Genomic DNA, 24,132 nt, shown 5'->3' with positions numbered 1-24,132 from the left:
GGAAGGAAGCAAAGCGATGGACTTCAAACCGCTATCCATATTTATCGACCGCTTGACGGATTGGCGTATTCCATGGGCGGAGGTTTTGGTTTTGCACCGCAATCAAGAGGTCTTCCGCTACCGCAGCGGTTATGCTGACTTGGAACAACGTATTCCCATCCACGACAGGCACATCATTCGGCTGTATTCACTGACCAAAATTCTGACCTGTACGGCAGCCCTTCAGCTGGTAGAAAAGGGAGCACTCCTGTTAAATGACCCGTTGTCGGATTATCTTCCCGAATATACCGAGATGGCGGTGAAGGTGACCTTGCCGAGCGGTGAAATGGTATTGGAGAAAGCCCAGAGAGCGATCCGGGTACGGGATCTCTTTACCATGTCGGCCGGGCTCTCTTATGATATCCGTTCCCCTTCAATCCTGGAAGTCGTAAGACGCACAAGCGGAAGAGCACCAACCCGCGAAGTAGCGGCGGCCATCGCCGAAGAACCGCTGTTGTTCGAACCGGGGGCGAGGTGGAGCTACAGTTTAAGCCATGATGTTCTTGCCGCTGTGGTCGAAGTTGTCGATGGAAGACGGTTCGGCGCCTATGTTCGGGATGAAATTACCGGCCCACTCGGGATGTGTGATACCGGCTTCGATGTATCGGAAGAGAAACGGAGCCGTTTAGCTCCACAGTATGAATATAGCGAGTCTTTAGGTAAACCTATTCACAAGGAGGGGAACGATTACCGGATCGGTACGGAATATGAGAGCGGCGGTGCCGGGTTATTCTCTACGGTGGATGACTACGCCGTCTTTCTGAATGCACTTACCCATCAAGGAACAAGCCCCAAAGGCGTTCGAATCCTCGCAGCCGACACGGTGAATCTCATGAGAACAGATCATCTGACGGAGGCCACTCGCAGTCATTTCACGTGGTCGCAGCTTGCGGGGTATGGTTACGGGCTCGGTGTTCGCACCCATTGTTCCAAGCAGACCAGCGGGTCGCTCAGTCCACTTGGTGAATTCGGCTGGAGCGGCGCAGCCGGTGCTCTGGCGATCATGGACCCGTCTTCTCAGCTGACCGTCATGTATGCGCAGCATATGTTGAACAATCAAGAGCCCTATGTGCATCCACGTTTGAGAAATCTCGTATACGCTTGCTTGAACCATCGTTAGGAGGAATTGGCATGAGAATTCGATATGATCGCTTTCCGGGTGGCCTGCATAAGGCCATCACTCTGAGTTTTGATGATGGTCAGATTCATGACAGGAGACTGGTCGAGAAGTTTAATGAATATGGTCTCAAAGGCACGTTTCACCTAAACAGCGGTACGCTCGGAAAAGAGGGATTTCTTACACGGGACGAGATACGTCCCCTGTTCACAGGGCATGAAGTATCTGCCCATACCGTCAGCCATCCTTTTCTCGAACAGTCGCCGGTCGAACAAATGGTTCAGGAAATCACGGAGGATCGAAAGGGACTGGAGGCTCTGGTTGGTTATCCTGTGCGTGGGATGAGCTATCCTTTTGGTACATATAACGACCAGCTTGTCTCGCTGCTGCCTTCGCTAGGGATAGAGTATGCCCGGACAGCAGCAAACGAGTTCGGGTTCAATATGCCTTCAGATTTCCTGAGATGGCATCCGACCTGCCATTATCGGCAAATGGTGGAGTACGCGCAGCAGTTACTTGCTTTAAAGCAGAGGCATACCAAGATGGCTTTGCTGTATGTGTGGGGGCACAGCTATGAATTTGAGAACGACAACAACTGGGAGCTGATCGATCGGTTTGGAGAACTCGTTGCCGGAAACGAAAATATTTGGTTTGCTACGAATGCTGAAATCGTTTCGTATATGCATGCATTGCGGCAGCTCCGATTCTCGGCAGATTACCGGATCGTCCATAATCCATCTGCACAAAGTGTATGGGTAAGCATGGAAACTGACGTCGTAGAGCTTGCGGCAGGCGAATTGACCGAGCTCGGTTGATGATCCCTTGTTTGCTGTCATTCTCTGGATCATTTCTCCTAATAGATGAAGAGAGGACTGAAGTGCGATGTCTACCGAGGGAATGCAAACAACGGACTCGGAAGAGAAAAAACTTTATATACAAGCCATTGAGGACACTCTATCGAAAACGCTAAACAATATGGATAAGTTTGGGACCCGGTTTCCCCATGTCAGTCTGAATGGAACCTATATGTTGAATGCTAACGACGACTGGACAGATGGATTCTGGCCGGGGATATTGTGGTTGTGCTATGAATATTCAAACGATGAACGCTACCGAAAGGCAGCAGAAGGGGCCGTAGCAAGTTTTCGTCAGCGGCTCGAGCAGCATGTCTCCCTGGATCACCACGATATCGGATTTCTGTACAGCTTATCGGCCAAAGCCCAGTGGATTGTAACTGGCGATGAAGGCGCTCGGGAGCTGGCACTTGCTGCAGCTGATGTATTAATGAAACGTTGGCGGACTACGAGTGATGGCAGCGGTTATATTCAAGCGTGGGGAGCACCAGATAACGAGCAAGAAGCGGGGAGGATTATTATCGATTGCCTGCTTAATCTGCCGTTATTGTACTGGGCAAGTGAACAGACGGGTGATCCAGCGTATGGTGAAATAGCACAGATCCAAGCAGAGAAAACACGGCGTTATATCGTAAGAGGTGATGATAGTTCGTATCATACGTTTTTCTTGGATGCGAAGACGGGGGTTCCCATCGGCGGCGCGACACATCAAGGCTACAACAATGGTTCGACCTGGACGCGAGGGCAAGCTTGGGGAGTATATGGGTTCGCGCTATCCTATCGTTATACTGGAAATAAGGCATTTCTGGAGACTTCCAAGCGTATGGCCCGCTACTTCCTTGAGCATTTGCCCGAGGACAGTGTTGCTTATTGGGACTTCAATGCTCCTATAGCTGAGGATACTTACCGGGACAGTTCAGCCTCAGCGATCGTTGCTGCCGGACTGGCGGAGCTCATCTCCCATTTGGCTGCGGCTGATCCAGATCGTCTATATTTCGAGCAGATGCTGGCAACAAGCATGGAATCGCTAATTAATAACTATGCCACGATCGGTGACGATGAAGCGGAAGGCTTTCTTAAGCATGGCTCATACCATGTCCATGGCGGCTTATCCCCTGATGATTATATGATCTGGGGCGATTATTTCTACCTGGAAGCGTTAATGCGTCTTGCGCATGGTATTCCTGGTTATTGGTATGAGCGCAGCGGGAAATAACACTGTAATACCATAGCAAGCGTTATATAAGGCGTTGGAGATATGGATAAGAGACTTGGAAAAAACAACGTACTGACGCTTCGGGATAATGATCCTCCGTCAAACATGGTTCTATGATATGAGCCGTGGCAGAGGACATTGTCCCGTACTCTTTTATAATATAGAGATCATAATGCCTAAGGAGTGGTAGAATTGGTTACAGCAGATATTGTCAGTCCAATCTTGTCCTATTTCTGCACAAATCAAAGAATCATTCAATCAGACCATGGAATCATATAGTAACAACATCCCTTCAGAAATCGATAGCGATAATTACTGTTATACTAAATGAAAGATTTAAGAGATACATATTACTAAAAATGTATTAGTCAACTCAACGATCGTGATGAAATTGGGGCGTCGTGGATACTGAAACGTTATATGACATACTGGAAACCATTTATTTAAGCGGGTGAAACCATGCAGCAAGTGGATTTAACCAAAACTCTTGAAGAGTTAGAAGGCGAAAAGTGGAACGAACCGAATTTTGCTTCTCGGTTGGTTCTCCAAGGATATGAATTAAGAAAGAAACCTCTCTGTGAATGGAATAATGAAGATTTAAGGCTTTCGATCGGGCAACAAATGAGTCTGGATTTTCTTTTACCTTTAGCCTTAGAGAAATTAATGGAGAACCCATTGAGTTCAGGGGATCTGTATATGGGAAATTTATTTTGTTCGGTACTTAAGGTAGGACAAAGATATTGGGAAGAACATAGAGAACTGAAGAACGAATTAGATGAAGTGATCCGAACATATGAAGAAGCGAAGCGGTTCGCCAAAAAGCTTTCTGAAAGAAAGCTGCATCGGAAGCATAGGTTTATCACCGGATTTTCCGCTTAGAAGAGGGGATACCCTAAATGCGAAAAACACAGTATCTATTTAAATTGCCATGGGTGTATACTTTGCAATAATGGAAGCTGAATTAAGGCTGCGGCTCCTGCAGACATTATTGACATTTTTATAAACAACCCAAGTAGGTGGAATCAAAGATGCCTTATATGAAACCTGTAATTCGAGAACCTTATTATGATAAGCCTGTATGGATTGAGAATGAAGTGGCTCGGAAGGAGTTTGCTTTCTTATCCTCGAATAGCAGTGAAAATGAAGTTGAATTGTTTTTATTGCATTTATTTGGATACAACAGTATAGATGCATCGATGTCTTTTGAAGAATCTTTCAAAGAGCTTTTGGAGAAAGATGAAGTTGCTATTTTAGGCGGGGTTACATTTATACAGGATGAAGAAACGTTTATTATGCCTGGCTGTTGTTGCGGACTTGAAGAGCTACAAACAATAATTAATTCAATTAAAGCAAAACAAAGTCCATGGTTAGGGCATGATCCGTCACCTGGAATTATATATTATGAAGATTATGTCTTAGTGTGGTCAGATGATCCAGTAACACAGAAGGAAGAATTATTTTGTATCAGGTTTACCTATAAAGAGCTGTTAGATGGTCTTGAGAAATGCAAAAATGATTTACTAGAATTTATAAACGAACCTTTATATCAATGGATCATGGCAAGAGATGAAGAAATAGCGGATCGAATGAAACAGAAAATGCTTCAATGGTTTTTGAAAGACGAATAGTAACGGACTCAGGCAACCACCTCTGCAAGGCTCAGTCTCTGACCCAGTCACTGATTCCTTAAGGCTTTCGAGGTCGTGAATACGGGGAGCGTTATAGATAAATCGAAAAGTGAGGTACAAGGATGAGTTATAAATCTATTCTTATAGACCAATTAAACGCCTGTTATAACGATAAGAGTTGGTTCATTCCGCTCCATGACATTTTAAAAGATTTAAATGCTGCACAAGCTGCATGGGAAAATGAAAGTAAACAATCCATTTGGTCGATCGTAAATCATCTTATTTTTTGGAATGAGAAGTGGCTTGAGAGGTATAACGTCGGACAATTTGAATTAGAAAGTTCAATAAACAATGATGATACTTTTTACGTGAATCCACATACGATAAATGATTTTGAGTGGAAAAAGACCTTAGAGCGACTTGAAACAGTCTTTAATGGTTGGAATAAAGCCCTTGAGGAAAGTGATGATCTCAAACTTATCAAAGAGATTCCTTCCTATTTCAATGCTCCTTGGTGGGGCGTGGTATCCAATTTAAGTATTCATAATGCGTATCACATTGGTCAGATCATGATGCTTAAGAAACAATGGATAAGTATAGGTTGAAAATCGGATCTTTAAGAAGTGGAAGTATACGATGCATTCAACCAGCTAAGTCTGAGGACCTTTCCATATAGTACTTAAACCTGCTTGAACGTCAGGAAGCCAAACGTTAGGCAAGACCGCTTAAAATAATGATCCTGGGGGGAACACACGGATGAACATTCAACGATTCAGATCGCATATGGATGAGTTATTTGGTCATTTACTCAAGGATTTTAAAGAAGATGAAGAGTACGGTTATTGTAATTTTTCATCAGGAAATTATAAAAAAATAGGCTACACAACAAACATTACTCCTGAAATCGTGTTACAGGCTGCCGAAAAGAATATTGACTTAATAGTTACCCACCACGATGCGTGGGATTTTGTTTATGGAATGAAAGAACGATGCGTACAGCTATTAAAAGAACATAATATCGCACACTTTTATATTCATTTGCCATTGGATTATGCAGAGTTCGGTACATGTAATTCATTGCTTAGAGTATTAGGAGCCAGTAATATTATTCAACAGTCTCGTCACGTACAAGGTCAAAGCACGATTGGAATTGGAGAGATCGACACTCCACTTACAATGGACAAACTAGTCGAGGCAATGAAAAATCTATTAGGTGAGAAAATCTATTTTCAACAATATAACAACAGAGAAATTAAAAGAATAGGTATGGTTACAGGTGCAGGAAATGGAACGAACCAAATAAGGGAAGCTCTAGAAAGCAATTGTGATGTGTATATAACTGGTGAAAAGTCATTATATTCTATTCAATATGCAAAATTTATAAATATGAATATTATTGTTGGAAGCCATACATTTACTGAGATATTCGGAGTAAGGTCACTGGCTCACAAGATTCAAGAGAAGTTTCAGGACATTGAAGTTTTTCAACTAATCGAAGAACATAATGAAGTGATGGGATAGGATGACCTCACAGGCCCGGAAATGGTAAAAAGGCTGGTTCAGATTCGTCTATTAAACAGGGATGTAGATGCATTGATTATTGAGTAGATCAAGAATAACTTACTGGAATGGGAGGAATAGATCGTATGTATCAGAACGTTTACAAGTTAACTATGACATTCAAGAACCCTCAGTATAGATCCAAGCTTAGTGATTCAGTTGTTCAAAAGCAGATTCAAGCAGTAGTTACTCGATTGAATTCTTATTACCAGAATGCAACGAAGCGACAGGTCAGCCTTAAGAAATATTTGGAAATTTCATTTGTGAACGGTGAAATATTTATCACTCTTAAAACCGAAAAGCCACTACCTAATCCTGAACGAAAGGGACAGTGTATGCGGCAGTTCTCAAGGTTTTTGCTTGAGGATGGATTTGGTCAATTTCTTACTGCTTATGACCCAAAGAAATTATTATCATCATAAATAATGGCTAGACGATATGTGTGGGAAGTGATGCAGCGATATGGAAATGAATTTTAAAGAAACGAAACTTTCAAACATTGTAAATTGTAGAGAGTACGAATAGAAAGTTCATTCATATATGCGAAATTTGCGGAAAATGAGAGATATGGACGCCTCGTGAAGGATTTGAAAAGGGATGTGACTACATCCAATGTTCAGGCGCATTGTTTAAATTTGCTTGAGCGAAGGATTTCCCATTCTTAAGCGTGAACCAGACCATCAGCGCGATCAGTTTCTATTGCAAACATGTACTTCATCACCCAACGCAAGTCCAGTAATTCATTCCAAGAAGCAGACGAAGCTTACACAAGTGTTGTCCGAAAAGGAAGTTGCACAATTACTCAAATCCGTAACCAACCCTAAACATAAGGCCATATTGTTTCTGACTTATTTTTCCGGGCTTCGTGTAAGTGAAGTTGTGCGTCTGCGTTGCAGCGATTTAGCGATATACGCATGTTAGACTGAAAATATTCAGCGTATTCAAAGTTAGCTGGACCGTCTGGATATGGGGGAGTGATCACTGTGCTAAATCCCCTCTTTCTCCATATTTTTCTTTGGAAATGTCACAACATGGGTTATCATAAACGTAGTTCAGATAATCGGCGAAATGTGTTGTATTTACGAAGTACATAAATTAGATGTTAGCTGAAAGAAGTTCTTAGTTTAGGAGGAGTCTATATGATATTAGAAAAAGTTATAAATAGAATTGAAATACAAAGTGAATATAAGGATTTGGTTGATAAGTATATAGAAAATATACTTACCGAATTTAAAGGTAAGATTCATAGCATATATATGTGTGGCTCGATTCCAAAAGGAACTGCTAAACCTTTTAAGTCAGATGCGGACTTTACTATTGTCTGTGTAAATCCCAAAGATATTGATTACGAAAGATTGACAAATATTAAAGACAGGCTTTTGAAAGAATATCCAATAGTCACTAAGATTGATACGATCATTTGCTCGATTGACGATGTATTAAGTAAACCGAATGAGTGGGGTTTTTGGGTTAAGATTATTTGTGTTTGCATGTATGGTGATGACATTGGTGAAAAAGTACCACCGATCATTATTTCTCCAGAGTTCATTCTAGACTTAAATACAGAGACCACGGAAGAAGTAGGTCGTGTACGTCGTTCACTTTCTACTGCTAGTGATCACACGATGAAAACTAGATATATTAAAGGGTATTCGAAAAGATTAATTCGTGCATTATACTCTTTGGTTTTAGTAGATACAGGTGTATGGCAAGATGACATTATTGAGATGAAGAATGCCATATTAAACTATTGCGAGATTGACTCCGGTTTAGTTGATTATCTGTATGCTTGTTACTTGGATAGTAATAATGTACTTGTTGAAGAGTTTCTGGGAATTGCAGATGAAATATATAGCTATTTTGAGAACGCGTTAAATGCCATGGCTGCTTCCGGAACTTCCCTTGACTAACACCATATTGACGTTCCGGGTCACTCTGAGAAGAGAGTGACCACATCCAGCCCCCTAAGCCCGTCGGGACGTCACTGCATAGGTGTTCGGCAAGCCTCACAACTATAAGTATGCCCATTAATTAGCAATCCCGAATTTGTAGTCGAATATACCAATCTAAAGAAAGAGCTGGTTATTAAATATAGAGAAATTCGCCAGTCTTATACGAATGGGAAGACCGAATTTGTAAATAAAGTACTTAATGAATGTGGAAAGACTTTATAGGTAGTTCAAGGGGGTGGATACATCATATAACAACATATTCACGCTGCGAACCTGACTCCCCTTGGTCTGCCAAAGGTATTTCGAGGAAGTCGTAACAGGCAGACAACTCCTACGAGGCTAAGTCTTTAACCCTGTCGCTGATGGTCCTTTAAAGCCTCTCGGGTTCGTGAATACAACAACGTTATGCGCCATTACCGGTAAATATAAAAGAAAATATTTAAGGGGATAATTTATGAAAGGAAAGATACTCTTATTATTTTTTATGACGATCGTGTTTTCATCTTGTCAAAATAGTAGTCAATCGACTACCTTAAACAGCGAAACTAAATCAATAATGAATTCTAAACTGCCTCCTGATGCAGTGAGTACAGGTAATGGAACAGAATCGAAAGAAATAACTGAAGGTCGATCGGATCCTTCTAATAATGAAGTGTTATCCATGAGCATTGGGACCTACGATTTGAGTGGGGAATTTTATGATGAAATGCTTCGAAATCCTATAGATCATGATTATGAAGTGGAATTAAATGAATTTCAAAATTCCAAAGAGATTATTACAACATTGGAATGGGGGGCGTTGGAAAGCAAATATACAGAGATCTGGGATAAAGAGTTGAATCAAATATATAAAAAGCTTCTTTCTAAGTTGGATAGAGAACCAAGAGAAGCATTAATTGAATCGCAGAAAGAATGGTTACAGTATCACTTAAGGGAAACAAAATTTGTAGAGAAGACATTTATTGATAATGGTTACCTTGGATCACAAGGATCGGTAAGCCTAGGCACGATTATACGGGAGAGAATTAGGGAAAGAACAATGCAATTATTTGAATATCGATATTTGCTAGATGGTGAAGTTGAGTTTGTATACCGAAGTAAAAAATAGAGTTGGAATCTTGATCAAAGGTTTTTAGGTGATGGTTCGAAGACAAACGGTGCATGACACCATATTTACGCTTCAGGGCCATTCGGCCCTCGATCCGGCCGATGAAATTCGGGGAAGTAGAGGTAGCTGAACACATTAGATTTCGTGGATGAGATCCATATAAACTCATATGAAAGCGTATACGAAATAGCGGCCATATCTGATCGAATGGAGGATCATTAAAGTATGAAGGACATGAACGGGTTATATGTAGCGGTTATTTTAAATAAAAAGGAGTGTAGCTCATGCAAATCAGTCGAAGGTGTTACATCGTAAACAAAGTCATCGCTTGCGTTCTGTCATTCATATTCGTCATTATGGCAATAACAGTACCTGCCTACGCTGAACAAGAACAGGTTGAGACTACACCATCCAGGATTCCTTTATCCGAGTTAGAGGAAACGATTGATGCTTATGTTGCCTCTTATGAGAAGTATACGGCTGCCGTTTCCGTTGTGGCGATCAAAGATGGTGAAACCATTGTGAATAAGGCATATGGCTTTGCGGATATTGAGAATCAGCGAAAGGCAGACACGTCCACTGTTTTTGAATGGGCTTCGATCTCTAAACTGTTGGTCTATACAAGTGTGATGCAGCTTGTCGAACAAGGAAAGCTTGATTTGGAGACGGATATCAGAGAATATCTGCCAGAGGGATTTTTCAAAAAGCTCAAATACGATGAACCGATTACCCTAATGAACCTGATGCATCACAATGCGGGTTGGGAAGATCAAACGGCGACCGAAGTGTATTATTACGCCGAGAATGAAACGTATGATTTAGGAGAGACGTTGCGTAAAAATGAGCCGAAACAGATCTACAAACCGAATAGCGTCGTTGGTTATTCAAACTATGGCGTTGGACTAGCCGGTTACATCGTGGAATTGGTAAGTGGCCAACCTTTCTATGAATATGTTAATCAACATATTTTTGAACCGCTTCATATGAACGACACTACGATTCATCCAACGGGGCAAAATCGTCCAGACCTCGTGCAAAGAAGGAATGAGATTGAAGGGTATACGAAAGAGTTGAAACGGATCCCTGAGAACAGAGTATATGTAACCTTTTATCCTACTGGGGCAGCCATGGGGACAGCAGAAGATTTAGGGGAATTCCTTGCAGCGCTGATGCCTGTTGATGATAGCCATGTATTATTTGCGAAGAGGGATACGTTAGACGAAATGTTGTCAACAAGTCTATATTATGATGGGACTTCGATACCGCGATTTGCGCATGGGTTCGTTGAGATGGAATACGGGGTACCTACACTGTTACACGAGGGGAATTTAAAGGGATTTTCAAGTAAAGTTGTCTTTGATCCCAAATCCAAATTTGGAATGGTGGTCATGACGAACATTGCGTTTGAGGAAATTTATTATTATGGGCTTATTAGCAAAATCTTCGGTAACAGCACATACGTTAATTCGGTTACTTCTGAGGGAGGAGGATATTTTCAATCCGCACGACGGCCTGCCTCTAGATTTACCGATTTATTTAGGCAGCTGGATATAACCAAATTTTCAAAAGCGGAGTTAAGTAGTCTTTATAATGTGGTCGAGCATAATGGCGTTGTTGAGAAAATTTCCTACACTCCTTACCTGGATTACTTGCCTGTTTCGAGTTTAAAGGTAAACTTGATTAAAATATCTTTTATTCCTGTAGCGCTAGCTATCATTTTCAGCTTAGGTGCTTTGATCGGCTATTTAATCCGGATGCTTCTTTACAAATTTAAAAAACGAGGAAATCCTCCAACTCATTTTGATACATATTATTTTGCCATTCATTTCGCAGGTGTGTTGCTGCTTCTGAATCTTTTTATCATCTTTACCAGACTTCCAAGTTATCCCGCTTATTCTTCGTTACGCATTCATTTAGGGTTTAACCTACTATATGTAGTTCTGGCCGTGGCGTATCTTGGCTTGCTTATTTATAAACTGCGGAAGAGCAGTTACGGCAAAAAGCAAAAGGTGATGTACATCATGTCTGGCATCTCGGCTTTTATATTGGCTGTTTTTATCGTCGGATGGAATTTGTATGTTTAGAAAAGTAGGAATTGATAAATGGATGACTTAAGCATATGGAGAGATGCCATGGTTAGACTTCGTAATGCCGATCACAGGATGCAGGATGTCAAAGGTAAGTTATTCATAGATCAAGGATAAGGTGGTCAAAGAATGGAAGCTAAAATGTTGTTTGACGTTGGTTTAGTCTTTGAAACACCTGAATTCGGAACCGTCGTTATGGGTGCCAATGCAGAGTTAGATGGACTACTTCCTTCAACAATCAAAGAGATAATCGGTGCACAGATAATCATTAAAAAAAACGGATGGGGAAGAACAAATATTTGAAGTTGATTCTACTCAAATTAATCATTCTATAGCCGACAAGAAGAATATCGGTATATGTTTGGGGAAGAGATATCCCCTGACGAAATATCTGCTGGTTTAATCGTCTACTGTTATTCATCAGGACAAATTGATCAGTAGTGCAGGCTTGAGTAGATGCTATGGAGTAGAGGTTTGTCATTGAACTTGCTATGCTTATCCTCTACTTTTACAACATCATAAATGTTTCGAAAGCATCGGAAGGTCGTCTGATTCCCTATGGGATGATAAAGGGCCTTCCTTTTTTGTTTTTCAGAATTTCGGAGAAAACATAACTATGCAAATAAGGTTGCGTCTGCGTTGCAGTGATCTGGATATTGAAAGGAAAACAATCATCGTGAGACAGGGGAAGGGGCACAAGGATCGGAAGACGCTTCTTTCAAATCTTGCCTGGGATATCGTGCAGAAATACATGGCTGAATATAGACCTAATCGTTGGCTGTTTCCGGGGCAATCTTCTGATCGACATCTTACCGAGCGGAGCGTGCAGAAGGTTTTTGAAGAAGCAAGACGACGTGCAGGTATTGAGAAAAAGGAAGTATTCATGCACTGAGGCATTCCTTTGCCACTCATTTGTTGGAAAACGGGACAGACCTGCGCTACATTCAGGAGCTGCTTGGTCATACGAGCGCACGTACAACTCAGCGATATACGCATGTTAGTTCGAAGAATATCCAGCGTATTCAAAGCCCGCTGGATCGGATGGATTTTGGGGATTGAGGGCCACTCGAAGTCTCCCTTATTCTCCAAACTTTTCTACGCAAATGTAACATTTTGGGTTATCATATACGTAGTTCGGATAACGTACAGGATGTGTGGTATTTACGAAGTACATAAATTAGATGTTATATGTAATCCCTGTAAGAGCATAAAGATCAAATTACCATGGAGTGATTTATATTATGGGATCCAGAATCATGCATTTGATTATCGGTCATAAAATTGCCGAAAGATTGAATATTGAAGATAGAACTTCGTTTTTACTAGGTAGCGTTGCTCCAGATGCTGTTGCTACAAAAGACGAGTCTCACTTCTACAGAGGTGAACATCAGAACTTTACAAGACACATAGACTATCAAGAATTTTTAGACAAGTACAACTCATATTCAAATAACAAGTATGTGCTTGGTTATTTTGCCCATTTAATTGCAGATGAACAGTGGATGAAGGGATTTTATATGCCTTGGCTGAGAAATCGAATGGAGGAAGATCCGGGAGTTTATCCACTTTACCATAATGATTTTAAATTACTGAATGGAAAGCTGTTAGAGCATTATGGATGTACGGATGAAATGAGAAATGCAATCCTGAATAAAGCTAGTGAAGTTATGGATTTGGATGAAGTAAAATATCGTGATGCACTCGAATTCGTTCCTTATGTATTAGGAGATATGGAATATGAAGAACAAGACGCAGATGGAGCACTGAATGTCTTTAGTTTTATACAGATCAAAGGATATATCGAAACATCAGTAAATGTGGGAATAATGAATTTGAGTAAATATATGTAAGTAAGAAGAATAGGATCATTAGCGGATTCAGAGAAGACAGGGACAACATATAACATAATATTCACGCTGCGGACATTCGTCCTGGGTCCGGCATACGCCGGACACTCAGCATACGCTGAGTCGTGAATACAGGAACGTTAAGCGTAACTTCTGAAGGGCTGATTAGGATCAAGTTAAGAGCAGAGAATGGTTGAAGTCTGATTAAACCGACGAAGCAGATTCGGAAACGGAGCACGCGCGGCGAGAGTAAATCAGACGTAGCATATGAGTATAATGTAAACATTGAGTAAGGAGAGAAGGAATGAAATTCGAGGACAAGGCTAACGAGAATAATGAAATAAAAATCTCCAAAGATTCAAAGATGTTTTTGGAACTGAGAGAAATCGTTAACCGATTTGATCCTGTAAGTTTAGTAGAAAATGGCGCTCCAGATAATGAGCATGACGATTTAACTACAGCCCTATTAGAACTTCTTTTTAAAGAGTCGCTCGATGAAGTTCGTGATCTTTTGATTAATTGTGAGAGATGGTACGGATATGATCCGAATGATATTAAAGAAGAATATAAAGAAAGATATCACACAAAGATTGATCGAACACATAAAGAAATTTTAAATTGGTATGCCATGAAAAAAGAATTAAAGATTAAAACGTTGTAGGAATGATGAAGTGAACTTAGAAACACAGAAGCAACGCTTAACATAATATTCACACTGCGGGCATCCGCCCTTATCCGGCAGTCGCCTGATACCCGACATGCGTCGGGTCGTGAATACAGGAACATTATGCGACATCATCGTGATATAATCATGGCAAAACGAATCAGGGCAGGAGAAACAAAATCCATGGATGACTTTACAAAGAAGCGGATTATGAAAATCATGGACAAATATACACAAAATGCAGCACCAGAACATGTGAAAAACCAGATTAAAATCAGTTATAAGATCAGAGGAAATCAAGTGACATTAATTGAAGAAAGACAAGGATACAAAATTGATCAATGGGTGCAGATGCCTGTAGCTCAGTTCAGATTAGATGAAAACGAATGGGAAATATATTGGCAAGACAGCAAGGGGAAATGGCATTTCATAGATGACATAGAACCGAATGAAGATTTTGAAAAACAGTTAAAGATCGTGGAAGAAGGGCATAACGGACTGTTCTGGGGATAAAATCGAAGAAGCCAATGACATCTCATAACATAATATTCAAGCAGCGGCTCCTATGGAGCCTGGGTCTGTGGGGTGGATTTCGAGGGGGCATTTCAGCAGACAACTCTTCGGGTTCATGAATACAGAAACGTTATAGGAAATCAGCGCAAAACAAAAATATAAACATAGCTAAACCAAAGATGAAAGGAGAATACTGATGTATGAGAATTCTGAAAAAAAAGATATGATTCTTTAGAAAGATCCAACTGTTTCATTGGTGGTAATGATGTGTGGCGTAGCGGGCTCTGGTAAAACTACTTTTACTCAGCAGTTAGAGAAAGATGGTTAAAAAATAACCAAATTCAATTTGAAAAAAGACTCAGGGCGTAGAATAAGCAACCCTGAGCCTTTGTTGCGTTCAATAAAATCGTAAGCCTTGGACGATAAATAAGCCCTAGATTGCCGCTGGTATAGTAGACTGTCGTTTTCCTATCCCAATATTATTTAGTGTTATTGTCTTATAATAAGAATGTCTCGAGGTGCTCTTCCAGTGCTTTGAATTTGAGATATTTCCGTGTTAGTAAGATTGCGGCCTACCAAAATTAACGAAGATGTGACGTTGTTGAAATTGAAATTACCCAAGTTAGCCACATTTTGACTGCCACGGAACACCCGGAATGACCCCTGAAAGTTAATTCCCGAAAACAGTACAAGTGTTACTTGAGTGCTTTGCACAACATTTCTGAGTCGAAAGCTTGAAAGCGCATTGTCAAACCGAAATGCTCCAAGATCACGAACCGCAACCCCTCCACGTCTGAAGAGGATCCGACGACCAGAAAAATTGTTACGAGACCAAAGTGAAAGACGTACATCACTATTTGCCAACTAAATCACTCCTTTTCTAAGGTTGATATAGTGTATTGCGGTTTTTAGGAATGGTGTAGACAAATAGAGCAGGGTAATAGTCTGATTTTACTAAAATAGGATAGGTGTCGGTCGTATGACAAAGAGCGCTGATATAGTCGAAAAATTCAATGAATTTTTTATGGCAACGGAAAGGCAGAACCAATCTGGAGAAGCAAAGCGTTCGCATAAAAGCTTTCTGAAAGAAAGCATCGGAAGCATAGACTGATCACCGGATTTTCCCCTTGAAATAAGGGATCAAACTGGGGATAACAGCGATCGGAAGATGGTACTGCACTCGAAGTGGTGAACGGAGAGATCGCTGGTTTTATTTTGACTAAGGAAATTGATGATGTTAGGAAGTACAATTATTTAGCTCACTTTTTTGTTCTTCGTAAATATAGGAGATTGGGTGTTGGGAGAAAGGCTGCAGAACACATTTTGAAGAAATCTAGTGGAGAATGGGAGCTTTATCAGCTATTAAAGAATGTACCAGCACAGAAGTTCTGGGATAAGGTAATAGAAGAAGTTTCAGAAGGTGAAGTAAAAATTAGAATGGATAATGAGAAGAGGTATCAAACCTTTACTTGTAAGTAGCTTCATGGCTGGCTCACATTACTCTATATGTTCATGCTGTATACCAGCTGTGTGTGTTGTAGATATGTCCTCAGCCTAAACCTGTTTATAATTTGGTATGCTGCGTTGATTGGCACAGACACTTGGTTGAGTGAGGTAAGGATAGTTTGCAATTCGATTTCACACTTTGCTATGCAAGGAGGATCCTATGAAGACCATCGTTTACATGGTTAGGCATGCGGAGTCACCATACACGGAAGGCACGGAGAGAACGAGGGGACTTACCTTGGAGGGTAAGGTGAAGGCGGCCCAAATCACAGAAATATTAAAGGATGAAGGAATACAGTCTATGATCTCAAGTCCTTATGCCAGGGCTATTCTAACCTTGGAGGGGCTGGCAGCAGAGTTGGAATTAGATATTCAGGTTATGGAGGATCTTCGGGAAAGGCATTTTTCAGATGATATGATTGCTGATGAAGAATTTGAGCCTGCTGCGAAAAGGATGTTTGAAGATCCTGATTATGCATTACCGGGAGGCGAGTCGAACAAGGTTTGCCAGAGTAGAGCTGTAGGTGTATTGAAGCAGATTTTAGAAGATGATAAGGGGAAAAAAATAGCGATCGGCACACACGGACATGTGATGACGTTGATGATGAATTACTTTGATTCAATTTACGGATTGGATTTTATGAATCAGACCAGCAAACCGGATATCTACCAGTTACAATTTGAAGAGATGGAGCTAGAGAAAGTGACAAGGCTGTGGGAAGAATAGGGCAATTATAATGCATGAGAACACTTGTTTGTAAATGTGGATGCAGGTAAAATATAGATATCATTGAATATGGAGGGGGTGATTTATTGAGACATGGAACGTGAAGAATTGGCTGGTTTTATCGACAAGGCGGCTAGGCTGGCTGGATTGGACATTGGAGAGGATGAAGATATTACAGAAAAATGGAGAGAGTGGTCGTGCGATCGGACCGAGAAGAAGGGGGGATATTCATGGATCAACAGGAATATGGCCGCTATTTGTTAGCGATGGGCGGTGAAGAGTTTGAGCCGGAAGATGATGAGCAGGTTGAAGCAGACCATCTTTACGGATTTTTCCAGTGGTTTGTGCCATCGGGAGTAGGTGTTGAACGTGTGTTTGAGCCGATTCCAGACGGCCAGCGTTTCTTGGACAGAATACGTCCGATCTACGAGATGTTGAATCCCGAAGACTTCACCGGCGAATATGTACCAGGTTATTTCAACGGTGGACGTGAGGATGCTTCGGAGGCAACGCTGCGTGGCCTGGGGGAGGAGTTAATTCGAGGATTGAAAGGCCTGTTCTCCATGGTACCGGAGGATGACGAAGCAGCGGACATGGCTAAGGAAGCATTACAGGATTTGGCCTGTCTGACGGAAGTCGTCGTGCTGCCGCAAGGGGAAATTGGCAAGTTAGAGCAAAGAGCGATTCAAGGCACGGATGAGGAAGATCGCGATACCGTTTACGAAGCACTTGGAGAACTTCTCAGCTCACGCAGCGATTACGATGAAAACATCGAAATCTTGAGCGAAGCATACTATTCTATCGCTTGCGATTATTGGGTAGCCTATTATTTGCAATGGCCCCGTTATCAAGGTTTGCAGGAGGCGGAAGACTGCCTGTATCCTTACTTTGAGCTATACCGCTATGGCTATAACCTTCACTGGACTCAAACGAAGCTATTCATTGGCAAGCGTTAAAGAGCGTTGGGGCTGGGAATTAGCGGCAGAACGTCCCATAGCCAAAACAGAGGACAAGAAAAAGAAGAATGAAAGTGGAGTAGAATCGTACGTTTACTCTTGAAGTAGAACACCTGGAGAGACATTGATATGTTAAACGGAGATATTCTAAGCCTCCAAGTCATGTTGAATATTTTGCTGAACAAGGAGTTATCGGTATGAAGATCGAACCTACGAAAGAGTTTGCTTGTAAGCTAAGCATTATGCTCGAGAGTAAACTGATCTGGTACAAACACTTTCAGCCTTTTTGTGATGACATTATCCTTGCATACACGAAACCGCCGTACTGGATCATAGAATTAGCTGCGGTGCGTTATCAAGGCAGTGCTATTGAAATCGTTAACAAATACATTCTCTCAGAACCTTTTGTTGATGATTACCGTAACTCATTATTCGATCAATACATTGCTTGTTTGTACATAAAGTACGATAGAAGAGAAATATCCTGGGCCAGCTTTTTGCTGGGGTCAGGACAGTATGCAGACAGTTGTGAGGCTGTGAAAGAGCCTTGTGAATACTTCTTTGAATTATTAAATGAATATGAAGCTGAAGAATTCAATATTGAGCTTGAGTATAAACAAAGAGAAGAGATACAGGATAAGTTTCGGAACGAGATTATTGAAATGCAGGCCATGTATGATGTATTTAGGGAGTATTTTAAACAATATATTATGAAAGAGAGAGGAGCATCAGATGGAGCGAGGTAAAGGTGTCAGGAAAGAAGGGAATAAACTATCCCAGCCAATGGTATAGGCTAAGTGTTGACGCACTTGGTCTTTCTTTAAATTTATGATAACACATGAGAGAAAAGATGAATCAAAGCTAAACTGAAAATAAGGGGGAGACCAAGGAAGCTTCCTATACAAGTTGAATGAACCCTTGGATTATGCGCTTGAAACAGCTCCAAATTAGTGATGCAAAAGAACGTACTCTTAAAGATAAGCCAATTTAAAAGATAAGGGTGATTGATGTGGAACGAGGACTCATTATATTTTTGAACGGAACATCAAGTTCGGGTAAGACGAGCATCGCGATGGAAATGAAAAAGCAGGGAGAGATTCCATTCCATCATCTATCTATAGATCAATTTCTCCATAATTATGATCAGTTCATCGATACTACATATCCAGATATGAAACCAACAAGAGAATTGGAAGCCAATGTGATGTCAGATACCCTTTTCGGCCCGATTGGCTCATTGTACTATGCAACCATTAAACTGTTTTCGGAAATGGGTTTGAATGTCATCATGGATACGGTCATCAGCAATGACAAGTGGTTTAATGATTTTTATGATTTGCTTTAAGATTATCCGATATTGTTTGTAGGCGTACACTGCTCCAAAGAAGAACTCGCCAGAAGAGAGCAGAGCAGGGGAGATCGCGAGATTGGACTTGCCCATTCCCAGTTCGACTACATCTACGCCTATGATGAATATGATCTGGAAGTGAATACGGAAGAACTCAGTTCGGCTGCATGTGCAGAAAAGATATTAAGCTATATGAAGTCTGAGCAGGAATACTCTGCATTTAAGAAGTTAAGCAGAAGAGAGGTTAGTGTTTTATAGAAGGTGAATGCCTCAGATCACACCATAGGGACTATTGCCTATATGTCCTGAGCAGGAAGAACTGGCTACGGTATTGGCAGGAAAAAGCGTAGCTCTGATCCCTCCACTGGATTCTCTCGTGCGCGTCCATTCGGCGGGTCATCGGACAGGCGCAGTGCTGTACTGTGATCTAGGTCTGCGCGTTCCGTTATTTGTAGCAGACACCTCTGACACGGCCTATCTTATCTCGGTTGAGAGATTACCGGCTGTACAAGCGAGTCATTACTTCTTGCTGAGTAATCAGCTTATGCAGGATGGGGTATCGACCACAGAGCAACGGGTCCTGGGAATGGTTGGTGGGGCTGAGGGACAGCAGGTGCATTCAGTTGATGCCGCGATGTGGATTGGTTGTTATGGGCTGATGGGTATCCATGGGATTGTGGATCAGATTGAGCAGGCGTTGTTGGGGTGAGGGTAAATCCTGTGCCACCTATAGAGAGGCTAGTGAATTATCTAACCAGACGTATAGACAGGTCATCTTTTGTCTCAGGAGGGGGAAAAGTGGCCTGTTTTTTAGTTTTTAGCGAGGTACAGATAAAAGAAGAGTAAGTTTCGTTATCGGAACGGTATGTTTCATACGATGTAATATAGTCAACATTCACAATGCAGACGTTATGAAGGCTAGATCCATATTACACTAAAGAAAATCGAAAAAATATGCTTAAAGTCCTAAAAATAGTTCATAAAGCACAGGAATTCTCTTCGAGAATGTCGCAAAATGGGTTTTATCTAAGTAGAAAAGGAGATATAGTATCCATCGAATATGAGAACACATTGACTAAATATAGTCTGCTGCTTACCTTACAGCAATGGTTGCACATTCAGGATTAAATTTAAATGACAGGGGAAATAGTCAATGAAGAACGTAATACGTAAATTGATGGTCCTGCTTACCATTGCATTAACCTTCCAGACGGGACTCGGTAATTATATTACGCCGACCACCTTCGCAGCTACGGGTCCTGTGTTAACTATAACTGGAGGTTCGGCTTCATTCGTGGCTGGAGATAATGCGCCCTCCACTCCGGTTGCTATCGACTCTGGCGTAACCATAACTGCAGATAGCAGCACTACCCTTGCAAGCGCAACAGTGGCGATTACAGGCAATTTTTATGCTAGAGAAGATGTACTGATTTTCATCAATGACGGGCGGACCAAGGGGAACATTACGGCCAGTTATGATGCATCTACTGGCATGCTGACGTTGACATCATCGGGCGGAACTGCAACGTTGGAGCAGTGGCAAGCCGCTTTGAGATCAATAACTTATACAAATACGGCGATCACGCCAAATACGGCGACGCGTACGGTTAGCTTCACGGTGACGGACGGCGTCAATACAAGCAGTGCGGCTACGCGAACGGTGACGGTGACGGCTACGGACCAGACACCGATCGTGACCACGAGTGGTGGTTCGACCAATTACATCTCTGGAACTTCGACTTCGGTCGCTATTGACGGCGGTCTGACGGTATCAGACCTGGACAATGCAACCTTGAGCAGCGCAACGGTTAGCATCACGAGCCACTTCGACGTGGGAAAAGATGTACTGGCTTACATCAATGATGGGGCGACCATGGGAAATATTACGGCGAGTTATAATTTATCTACCGGTGTGCTGACACTGATATCATCAGGCGCAACCGCAACGTTGGCGCAGTGGCAGAGTGCGTTAAGGGGAATTTCGTTCTCAAGCACGAGCGCCACGCCAGGGCAGCGCATCATTAGCTACGCTGTAAGCGACGGAACAAAGACCAGCGCTGCTGCTACACATACTATGGAAGTAACAGTGATCGCGCCTCTGAGTCTGACTACAAGCAGCGGTTCGGCTTCATTCGTGGCTGGGGATAATGCGCCCTCCACTCCGGTCGTTATCGACTCGGGCATAATGTTAACCGCAGATAGCAGTATTACGCTTGCAAGCGCAACAGTGGCGATTACAGGCAATCTTCATGCTGGAGAAGATGTACTGAGTTTCATCCATGACAGGCTGACCATGGGGAACATTACGGCCAGTTATAATGCATCTACTGGTGTGCTGACGTTGACATCCGCGGGCGGAACTGCAACATTGGCGCAGTGGCAAGCCGCTTTGAGATCAATTACTTATACAGATACAGCGATCACGCCAATTACGGCGACGCGTACGGTTAGCTTCACGGTGACGGACGGCGTTAATACAAGCAGTGCGGCTACGCGAACGGTGACGGTGACGGCTACGGACCAGACACCGATCGTGACCACGAGTGGTGGTTCGACCAATTACATTTCTGGAGCTTCGACTCCGGTGGCTATGGACAACGGTCTGACGATATCAGATCTGGACAATACGACATTGAGCAGCGCAACGGTTAGCATCACGAGCCACTTCGACGCGGGAAAAGATGTATTGGCTTACATCAATGATGGGGCGACCATGGGAAATATTACGGCGACTTATAATGCATCTACTGGCGTGATGACGCTGATATCATCAGGCGCAACCGCAACGTTGGAGCAGTGGCAGAGTGCGTTGAGGGGAATTTCGTTCTCGAGCACGAGCGCCACGCCAGGGCAGCGCATTATTAGCTACGCTGTAAGCGACGGAACGAAGACCAGCGCTGCTGCTACACATACAGTAGAAGTAACTGTGATGATGCCTCCGAGTCTGACCACAAGTAGCGGTTCGGCTTCATTCGTGGCTGGGGATAATGAGCCCTCCACTCCGGTCGTTATCGACCCTGGCATAACGGTAAGCGCAGATAGCAGCACTACGCTTGCAAGCGCAACAGTGGCGATCACAGGTAATTTTTATGCTGGAGAGGATGTGCTGAGTTTCATCACTGACGAGCGGACCATGGGAAATATAACAGCCAGTTATAATGCATCTACTGGTGAGCTGACGCTGACATCCGCGGGCGGAACTGCAACATTGGCGCAGTGGCAAGCCGCTTTGAGATCAATTACTTATACAGATACGGCGATCAAGCCAAATACGGCGACACGTACGGTTAGCTTCACGGTAACGGACGGCGTCAATATGAGCAATACAGCGACACGAACGGTGATGGTGACGGCCACCGACCAGTCACCAATTGTGACCACGAGTGGTGGTTCGACCAATTACATTTCAGGGAATAGTACAGCTTCGACTCCGGTCGCTATTGACGGCGGTCTGACGGTATCAGACCTGGACAATGCAACCTTGGCCAGCGCAACGGTTAGCATCACGAGCCACTTCGACGCGGGAAAAGATGTACTGGCTTACATCAATGATGGGGCGACGATGGGAAATATTACGGCGACTTATGATGCTCTCATGGGCGTGCTGACGCTGACGTCCGCAGGTGGAACCGCAACGTTGGCACAGTGGCAGAACGCATTGCAAGCAGTTACTTACAATAATACATCCGTCTCTCCCGATGCGGCGACGCGCACGATCAGCTTCACTGTAAGCGATGGTACCAAAGTTAGCAGCATGGCAACGAAGAGCGTTACCTTGCAGGCATTAAGCAGCTTAAGGGCTACTCCAAATATGTTAAGCGTACTGACCGGGCAGACGGCATCGGTGGCGATTACAGCTATTTTTTCAGATCAGGCGCATATGGATGTGACCTCATCGGTAACCTGGACTGTTCGCAATCCGTCAATTGCTAATGTTATCAGTGGGAGAGTTACAGGTAAAACGACAGGCAGTACTGTCGTCAGTGCTGTCTATGGAACCCAATCGGTAGATATAAACGTAACAGTAACCGGCGCGCCAGTTTCGGGGCCAGAATCCTCTACGAGCAGTTCAACCAATACAAGCACTTCAATCGATACGAGCACTCCGGCTAAATCGGACCCTTCAACGCCTCCTGCTCAGGAGACCAAGTATTTTCACGCTCTTGTTGAAACCGATCGGCTCTTAGCTTTTATACGAGAGGCATTGGCGGGTAACTCTGTAACGTTCCAGGATGTGGCGTCCCATTGGGCTTCCAAAGATATTTTATCCGCTGCCAAGATAGGTATAATCAATGGCTACCCAGACGGCAGATTCAGACCCGATGCTTCTATTACGAGAGCAGAGTTCAGCACACTTCTTGTTAAAGCATTTGCCCTACGTTCAGGAAGCGGAAGGATTGAGTTACGGGATATCCAGACCTCCTGGGCGCGAGAATCTATAGAAATTCTTGCTTCTAATGGAGTTATCAACGGGTACTCTGACGGAACGTTCCGTGCTGATCAGAGGATTACACGAGCCGAGATGGTTGCTATGATTTCGAAAATTCTGATTTTTCAGGATAGTCCATCTGGCGATGCCCCAACATTCGTTGATGTAGCACCCAAGCATTGGGCGAAGGAGATCATAGAAGCGGCTGCAAGGGCTGGATTACTCGAGGGCAAGAGCCAAAATAGGTTTGAACCGGACGCCAACCTCACGAGGGCGGAAGCGTTAACGGTGATCATGCGCATACTGAGAGAGAATCCCACGATAGATCAATTGCTGGGTTAACCATGAAATAGCTCATAGCTTCTAAGCTGAGCAGAGGTAAGGAATAGATTTGTCCCCTTTTTCGGTAGGCAGTGTATTGATAAAACCTGCTACAGTGAGGGGGCTTACCATTATAATTAAGAAGGCATCGGAAGGTCACTTGACTCCCTATGGGAGGAAGAAGAGCCTTCCTTTTTTGTTTTTATTACCATAACTAAAGGTTTTACAGAGTCACTGCACATTTATATCCCATATAATCC

At 42.8% G+C, this 24,132-nt stretch carries 26 protein-coding genes and 1 pseudogene; 26 read left to right on the top strand and 1 reads right to left on the bottom strand.

What is annotated here, in order from left to right:
• Positions 1–16: 16 nt before the first annotated feature.
• The 18 genes from RSX24_RS05705 (at position 17) to RSX24_RS05625 (ending at position 14,585) form a co-directional block, all read left to right on the top strand.
• Positions 17–1,159 carry a serine hydrolase domain-containing protein gene (locus RSX24_RS05705; protein WP_343259932.1) on the top strand — a complete coding sequence of 381 codons (1,143 nt, stop codon included), beginning with the start codon at positions 17–19 and terminating at the stop codon, positions 1,157–1,159.
• Between the two features lie 11 nt (positions 1,160–1,170).
• Positions 1,171–1,971 (top strand): polysaccharide deacetylase family protein, encoded by an 801-nt coding sequence (locus RSX24_RS05700; protein WP_343259931.1) that lies wholly within the window; start codon positions 1,171–1,173, stop codon positions 1,969–1,971.
• 67 nt (positions 1,972–2,038) lie between these two features.
• Positions 2,039–3,226, top strand: coding sequence for a glycoside hydrolase family 88 protein (locus RSX24_RS05695; RefSeq protein WP_343259930.1), 1,188 nt, complete (start codon positions 2,039–2,041; stop codon positions 3,224–3,226).
• Positions 3,227–3,685: 459 nt separating this feature from the next.
• Entirely contained in the window at positions 3,686–4,105 is a 420-nt protein-coding gene (locus RSX24_RS05690; protein ID WP_343259929.1) for a contact-dependent growth inhibition system immunity protein, read from the top strand.
• Positions 4,106–4,254: 149 nt separating this feature from the next.
• Positions 4,255–4,854 carry a hypothetical protein gene (locus RSX24_RS05685; protein ID WP_343259928.1) on the top strand — a complete coding sequence of 200 codons (600 nt, stop codon included), beginning with the start codon at positions 4,255–4,257 and terminating at the stop codon, positions 4,852–4,854.
• 122 nt (positions 4,855–4,976) lie between these two features.
• A complete protein-coding gene (locus RSX24_RS05680; RefSeq protein WP_343259927.1) occupies positions 4,977–5,459 on the top strand; it encodes a DinB family protein in 483 nt (160 codons plus the stop codon).
• 151 nt (positions 5,460–5,610) lie between these two features.
• Positions 5,611–6,375 carry a Nif3-like dinuclear metal center hexameric protein gene (locus tag RSX24_RS05675; protein WP_343259926.1) on the top strand — a complete coding sequence of 255 codons (765 nt, stop codon included), beginning with the start codon at positions 5,611–5,613 and terminating at the stop codon, positions 6,373–6,375.
• A gap of 125 nt (positions 6,376–6,500) precedes the next feature.
• The gene (locus tag RSX24_RS05670; protein ID WP_343259925.1) at positions 6,501–6,836 is read left to right on the top strand and encodes a hypothetical protein; all 336 of its coding nucleotides are present in this window, start codon (positions 6,501–6,503) and stop codon (positions 6,834–6,836) included.
• Between the two features lie 717 nt (positions 6,837–7,553).
• Positions 7,554–8,324: a nucleotidyltransferase domain-containing protein gene (locus RSX24_RS05665; protein ID WP_343259924.1), complete on the top strand. Its 771-nt coding sequence runs from the start codon at positions 7,554–7,556 to the stop codon at positions 8,322–8,324.
• Between the two features lie 120 nt (positions 8,325–8,444).
• Complete coding sequence (locus RSX24_RS32290) at positions 8,445–8,588, top strand: GrpB family protein (RefSeq protein ID WP_438286772.1); 144 nt, start codon at positions 8,445–8,447, stop codon at positions 8,586–8,588.
• Between the two features lie 232 nt (positions 8,589–8,820).
• Positions 8,821–9,474 (top strand): lysozyme inhibitor LprI family protein, encoded by a 654-nt coding sequence (locus RSX24_RS05660; RefSeq protein ID WP_343259923.1) that lies wholly within the window; start codon positions 8,821–8,823, stop codon positions 9,472–9,474.
• A 284-nt stretch (positions 9,475–9,758) separates the two neighbouring features.
• Positions 9,759–11,558: a serine hydrolase domain-containing protein gene (locus RSX24_RS05655; protein ID WP_343259922.1), complete on the top strand. Its 1,800-nt coding sequence runs from the start codon at positions 9,759–9,761 to the stop codon at positions 11,556–11,558.
• A gap of 132 nt (positions 11,559–11,690) precedes the next feature.
• The gene (locus tag RSX24_RS05650) at positions 11,691–11,864 is read left to right on the top strand and encodes a hypothetical protein (RefSeq protein WP_343259921.1); all 174 of its coding nucleotides are present in this window, start codon (positions 11,691–11,693) and stop codon (positions 11,862–11,864) included.
• 313 nt (positions 11,865–12,177) lie between these two features.
• Positions 12,178–12,453: a tyrosine-type recombinase/integrase gene (locus RSX24_RS05645; protein WP_343259920.1), complete on the top strand. Its 276-nt coding sequence runs from the start codon at positions 12,178–12,180 to the stop codon at positions 12,451–12,453.
• Between the two features lie 20 nt (positions 12,454–12,473).
• Positions 12,474–12,620, top strand: coding sequence for a tyrosine-type recombinase/integrase (locus RSX24_RS05640; RefSeq protein WP_343259919.1), 147 nt, complete (start codon positions 12,474–12,476; stop codon positions 12,618–12,620).
• A gap of 197 nt (positions 12,621–12,817) precedes the next feature.
• Positions 12,818–13,411, top strand: a complete 594-nt coding sequence (locus RSX24_RS05635; RefSeq protein WP_343259918.1) for a zinc dependent phospholipase C family protein — start codon at positions 12,818–12,820, stop codon at positions 13,409–13,411.
• Between the two features lie 301 nt (positions 13,412–13,712).
• Positions 13,713–14,069 (top strand): hypothetical protein, encoded by a 357-nt coding sequence (locus RSX24_RS05630; protein WP_343259917.1) that lies wholly within the window; start codon positions 13,713–13,715, stop codon positions 14,067–14,069.
• A gap of 186 nt (positions 14,070–14,255) precedes the next feature.
• Positions 14,256–14,585 (top strand): DUF3024 domain-containing protein, encoded by a 330-nt coding sequence (locus RSX24_RS05625; protein WP_343259916.1) that lies wholly within the window; start codon positions 14,256–14,258, stop codon positions 14,583–14,585.
• A 489-nt stretch (positions 14,586–15,074) separates the two neighbouring features.
• On the opposite strand, the gene RSX24_RS05620 is transcribed toward RSX24_RS05625, so the two are convergent.
• Entirely contained in the window at positions 15,075–15,449 is a 375-nt protein-coding gene (locus RSX24_RS05620) for a hypothetical protein (protein WP_339276829.1), read from the bottom strand.
• Between the two features lie 321 nt (positions 15,450–15,770).
• Between RSX24_RS05620 and RSX24_RS05615 the strand changes: the two genes are divergently transcribed.
• From RSX24_RS05615 to RSX24_RS05580, 8 genes and pseudogenes are all read left to right on the top strand, one after another.
• On the top strand, positions 15,771–16,064 hold the full coding sequence (locus RSX24_RS05615) for a GNAT family N-acetyltransferase (protein ID WP_343259915.1): 294 nt from the start codon (positions 15,771–15,773) through the stop codon (positions 16,062–16,064).
• A 187-nt stretch (positions 16,065–16,251) separates the two neighbouring features.
• Positions 16,252–16,818, top strand: a complete 567-nt coding sequence (locus RSX24_RS05610; protein ID WP_343259914.1) for a histidine phosphatase family protein — start codon at positions 16,252–16,254, stop codon at positions 16,816–16,818.
• Positions 16,819–16,911: 93 nt separating this feature from the next.
• A complete protein-coding gene (locus RSX24_RS05605; RefSeq protein WP_343260078.1) occupies positions 16,912–17,082 on the top strand; it encodes a hypothetical protein in 171 nt (56 codons plus the stop codon).
• The gene (locus tag RSX24_RS05600; RefSeq protein ID WP_343259913.1) at positions 17,049–17,774 is read left to right on the top strand and encodes a hypothetical protein; all 726 of its coding nucleotides are present in this window, start codon (positions 17,049–17,051) and stop codon (positions 17,772–17,774) included. The genes RSX24_RS05605 and RSX24_RS05600 overlap by 34 nt, the downstream gene beginning before the upstream one ends.
• Before the next feature lie 197 nt (positions 17,775–17,971).
• Positions 17,972–18,520 carry a hypothetical protein gene (locus tag RSX24_RS05595; RefSeq protein ID WP_343259912.1) on the top strand — a complete coding sequence of 183 codons (549 nt, stop codon included), beginning with the start codon at positions 17,972–17,974 and terminating at the stop codon, positions 18,518–18,520.
• Positions 18,521–18,783: 263 nt separating this feature from the next.
• Positions 18,784–19,380, top strand: a pseudogene (locus RSX24_RS05590) (chloramphenicol phosphotransferase CPT family protein).
• A gap of 34 nt (positions 19,381–19,414) precedes the next feature.
• The gene (locus RSX24_RS05585; protein WP_343259911.1) at positions 19,415–19,831 is read left to right on the top strand and encodes an ABC transporter substrate-binding protein; all 417 of its coding nucleotides are present in this window, start codon (positions 19,415–19,417) and stop codon (positions 19,829–19,831) included.
• A 444-nt stretch (positions 19,832–20,275) separates the two neighbouring features.
• Complete coding sequence (locus RSX24_RS05580; RefSeq protein WP_343259910.1) at positions 20,276–23,893, top strand: S-layer homology domain-containing protein; 3,618 nt, start codon at positions 20,276–20,278, stop codon at positions 23,891–23,893.
• Positions 23,894–24,132 lie beyond the last annotated feature (239 nt).

Source organism: Paenibacillus hubeiensis (genome assembly GCF_032334105.1).
Classification (GTDB): domain Bacteria; phylum Bacillota; class Bacilli; order Paenibacillales; family Paenibacillaceae; genus Paenibacillus; species Paenibacillus hubeiensis.
This window is presented reverse-complemented; position numbering and strand designations above follow the sequence as displayed.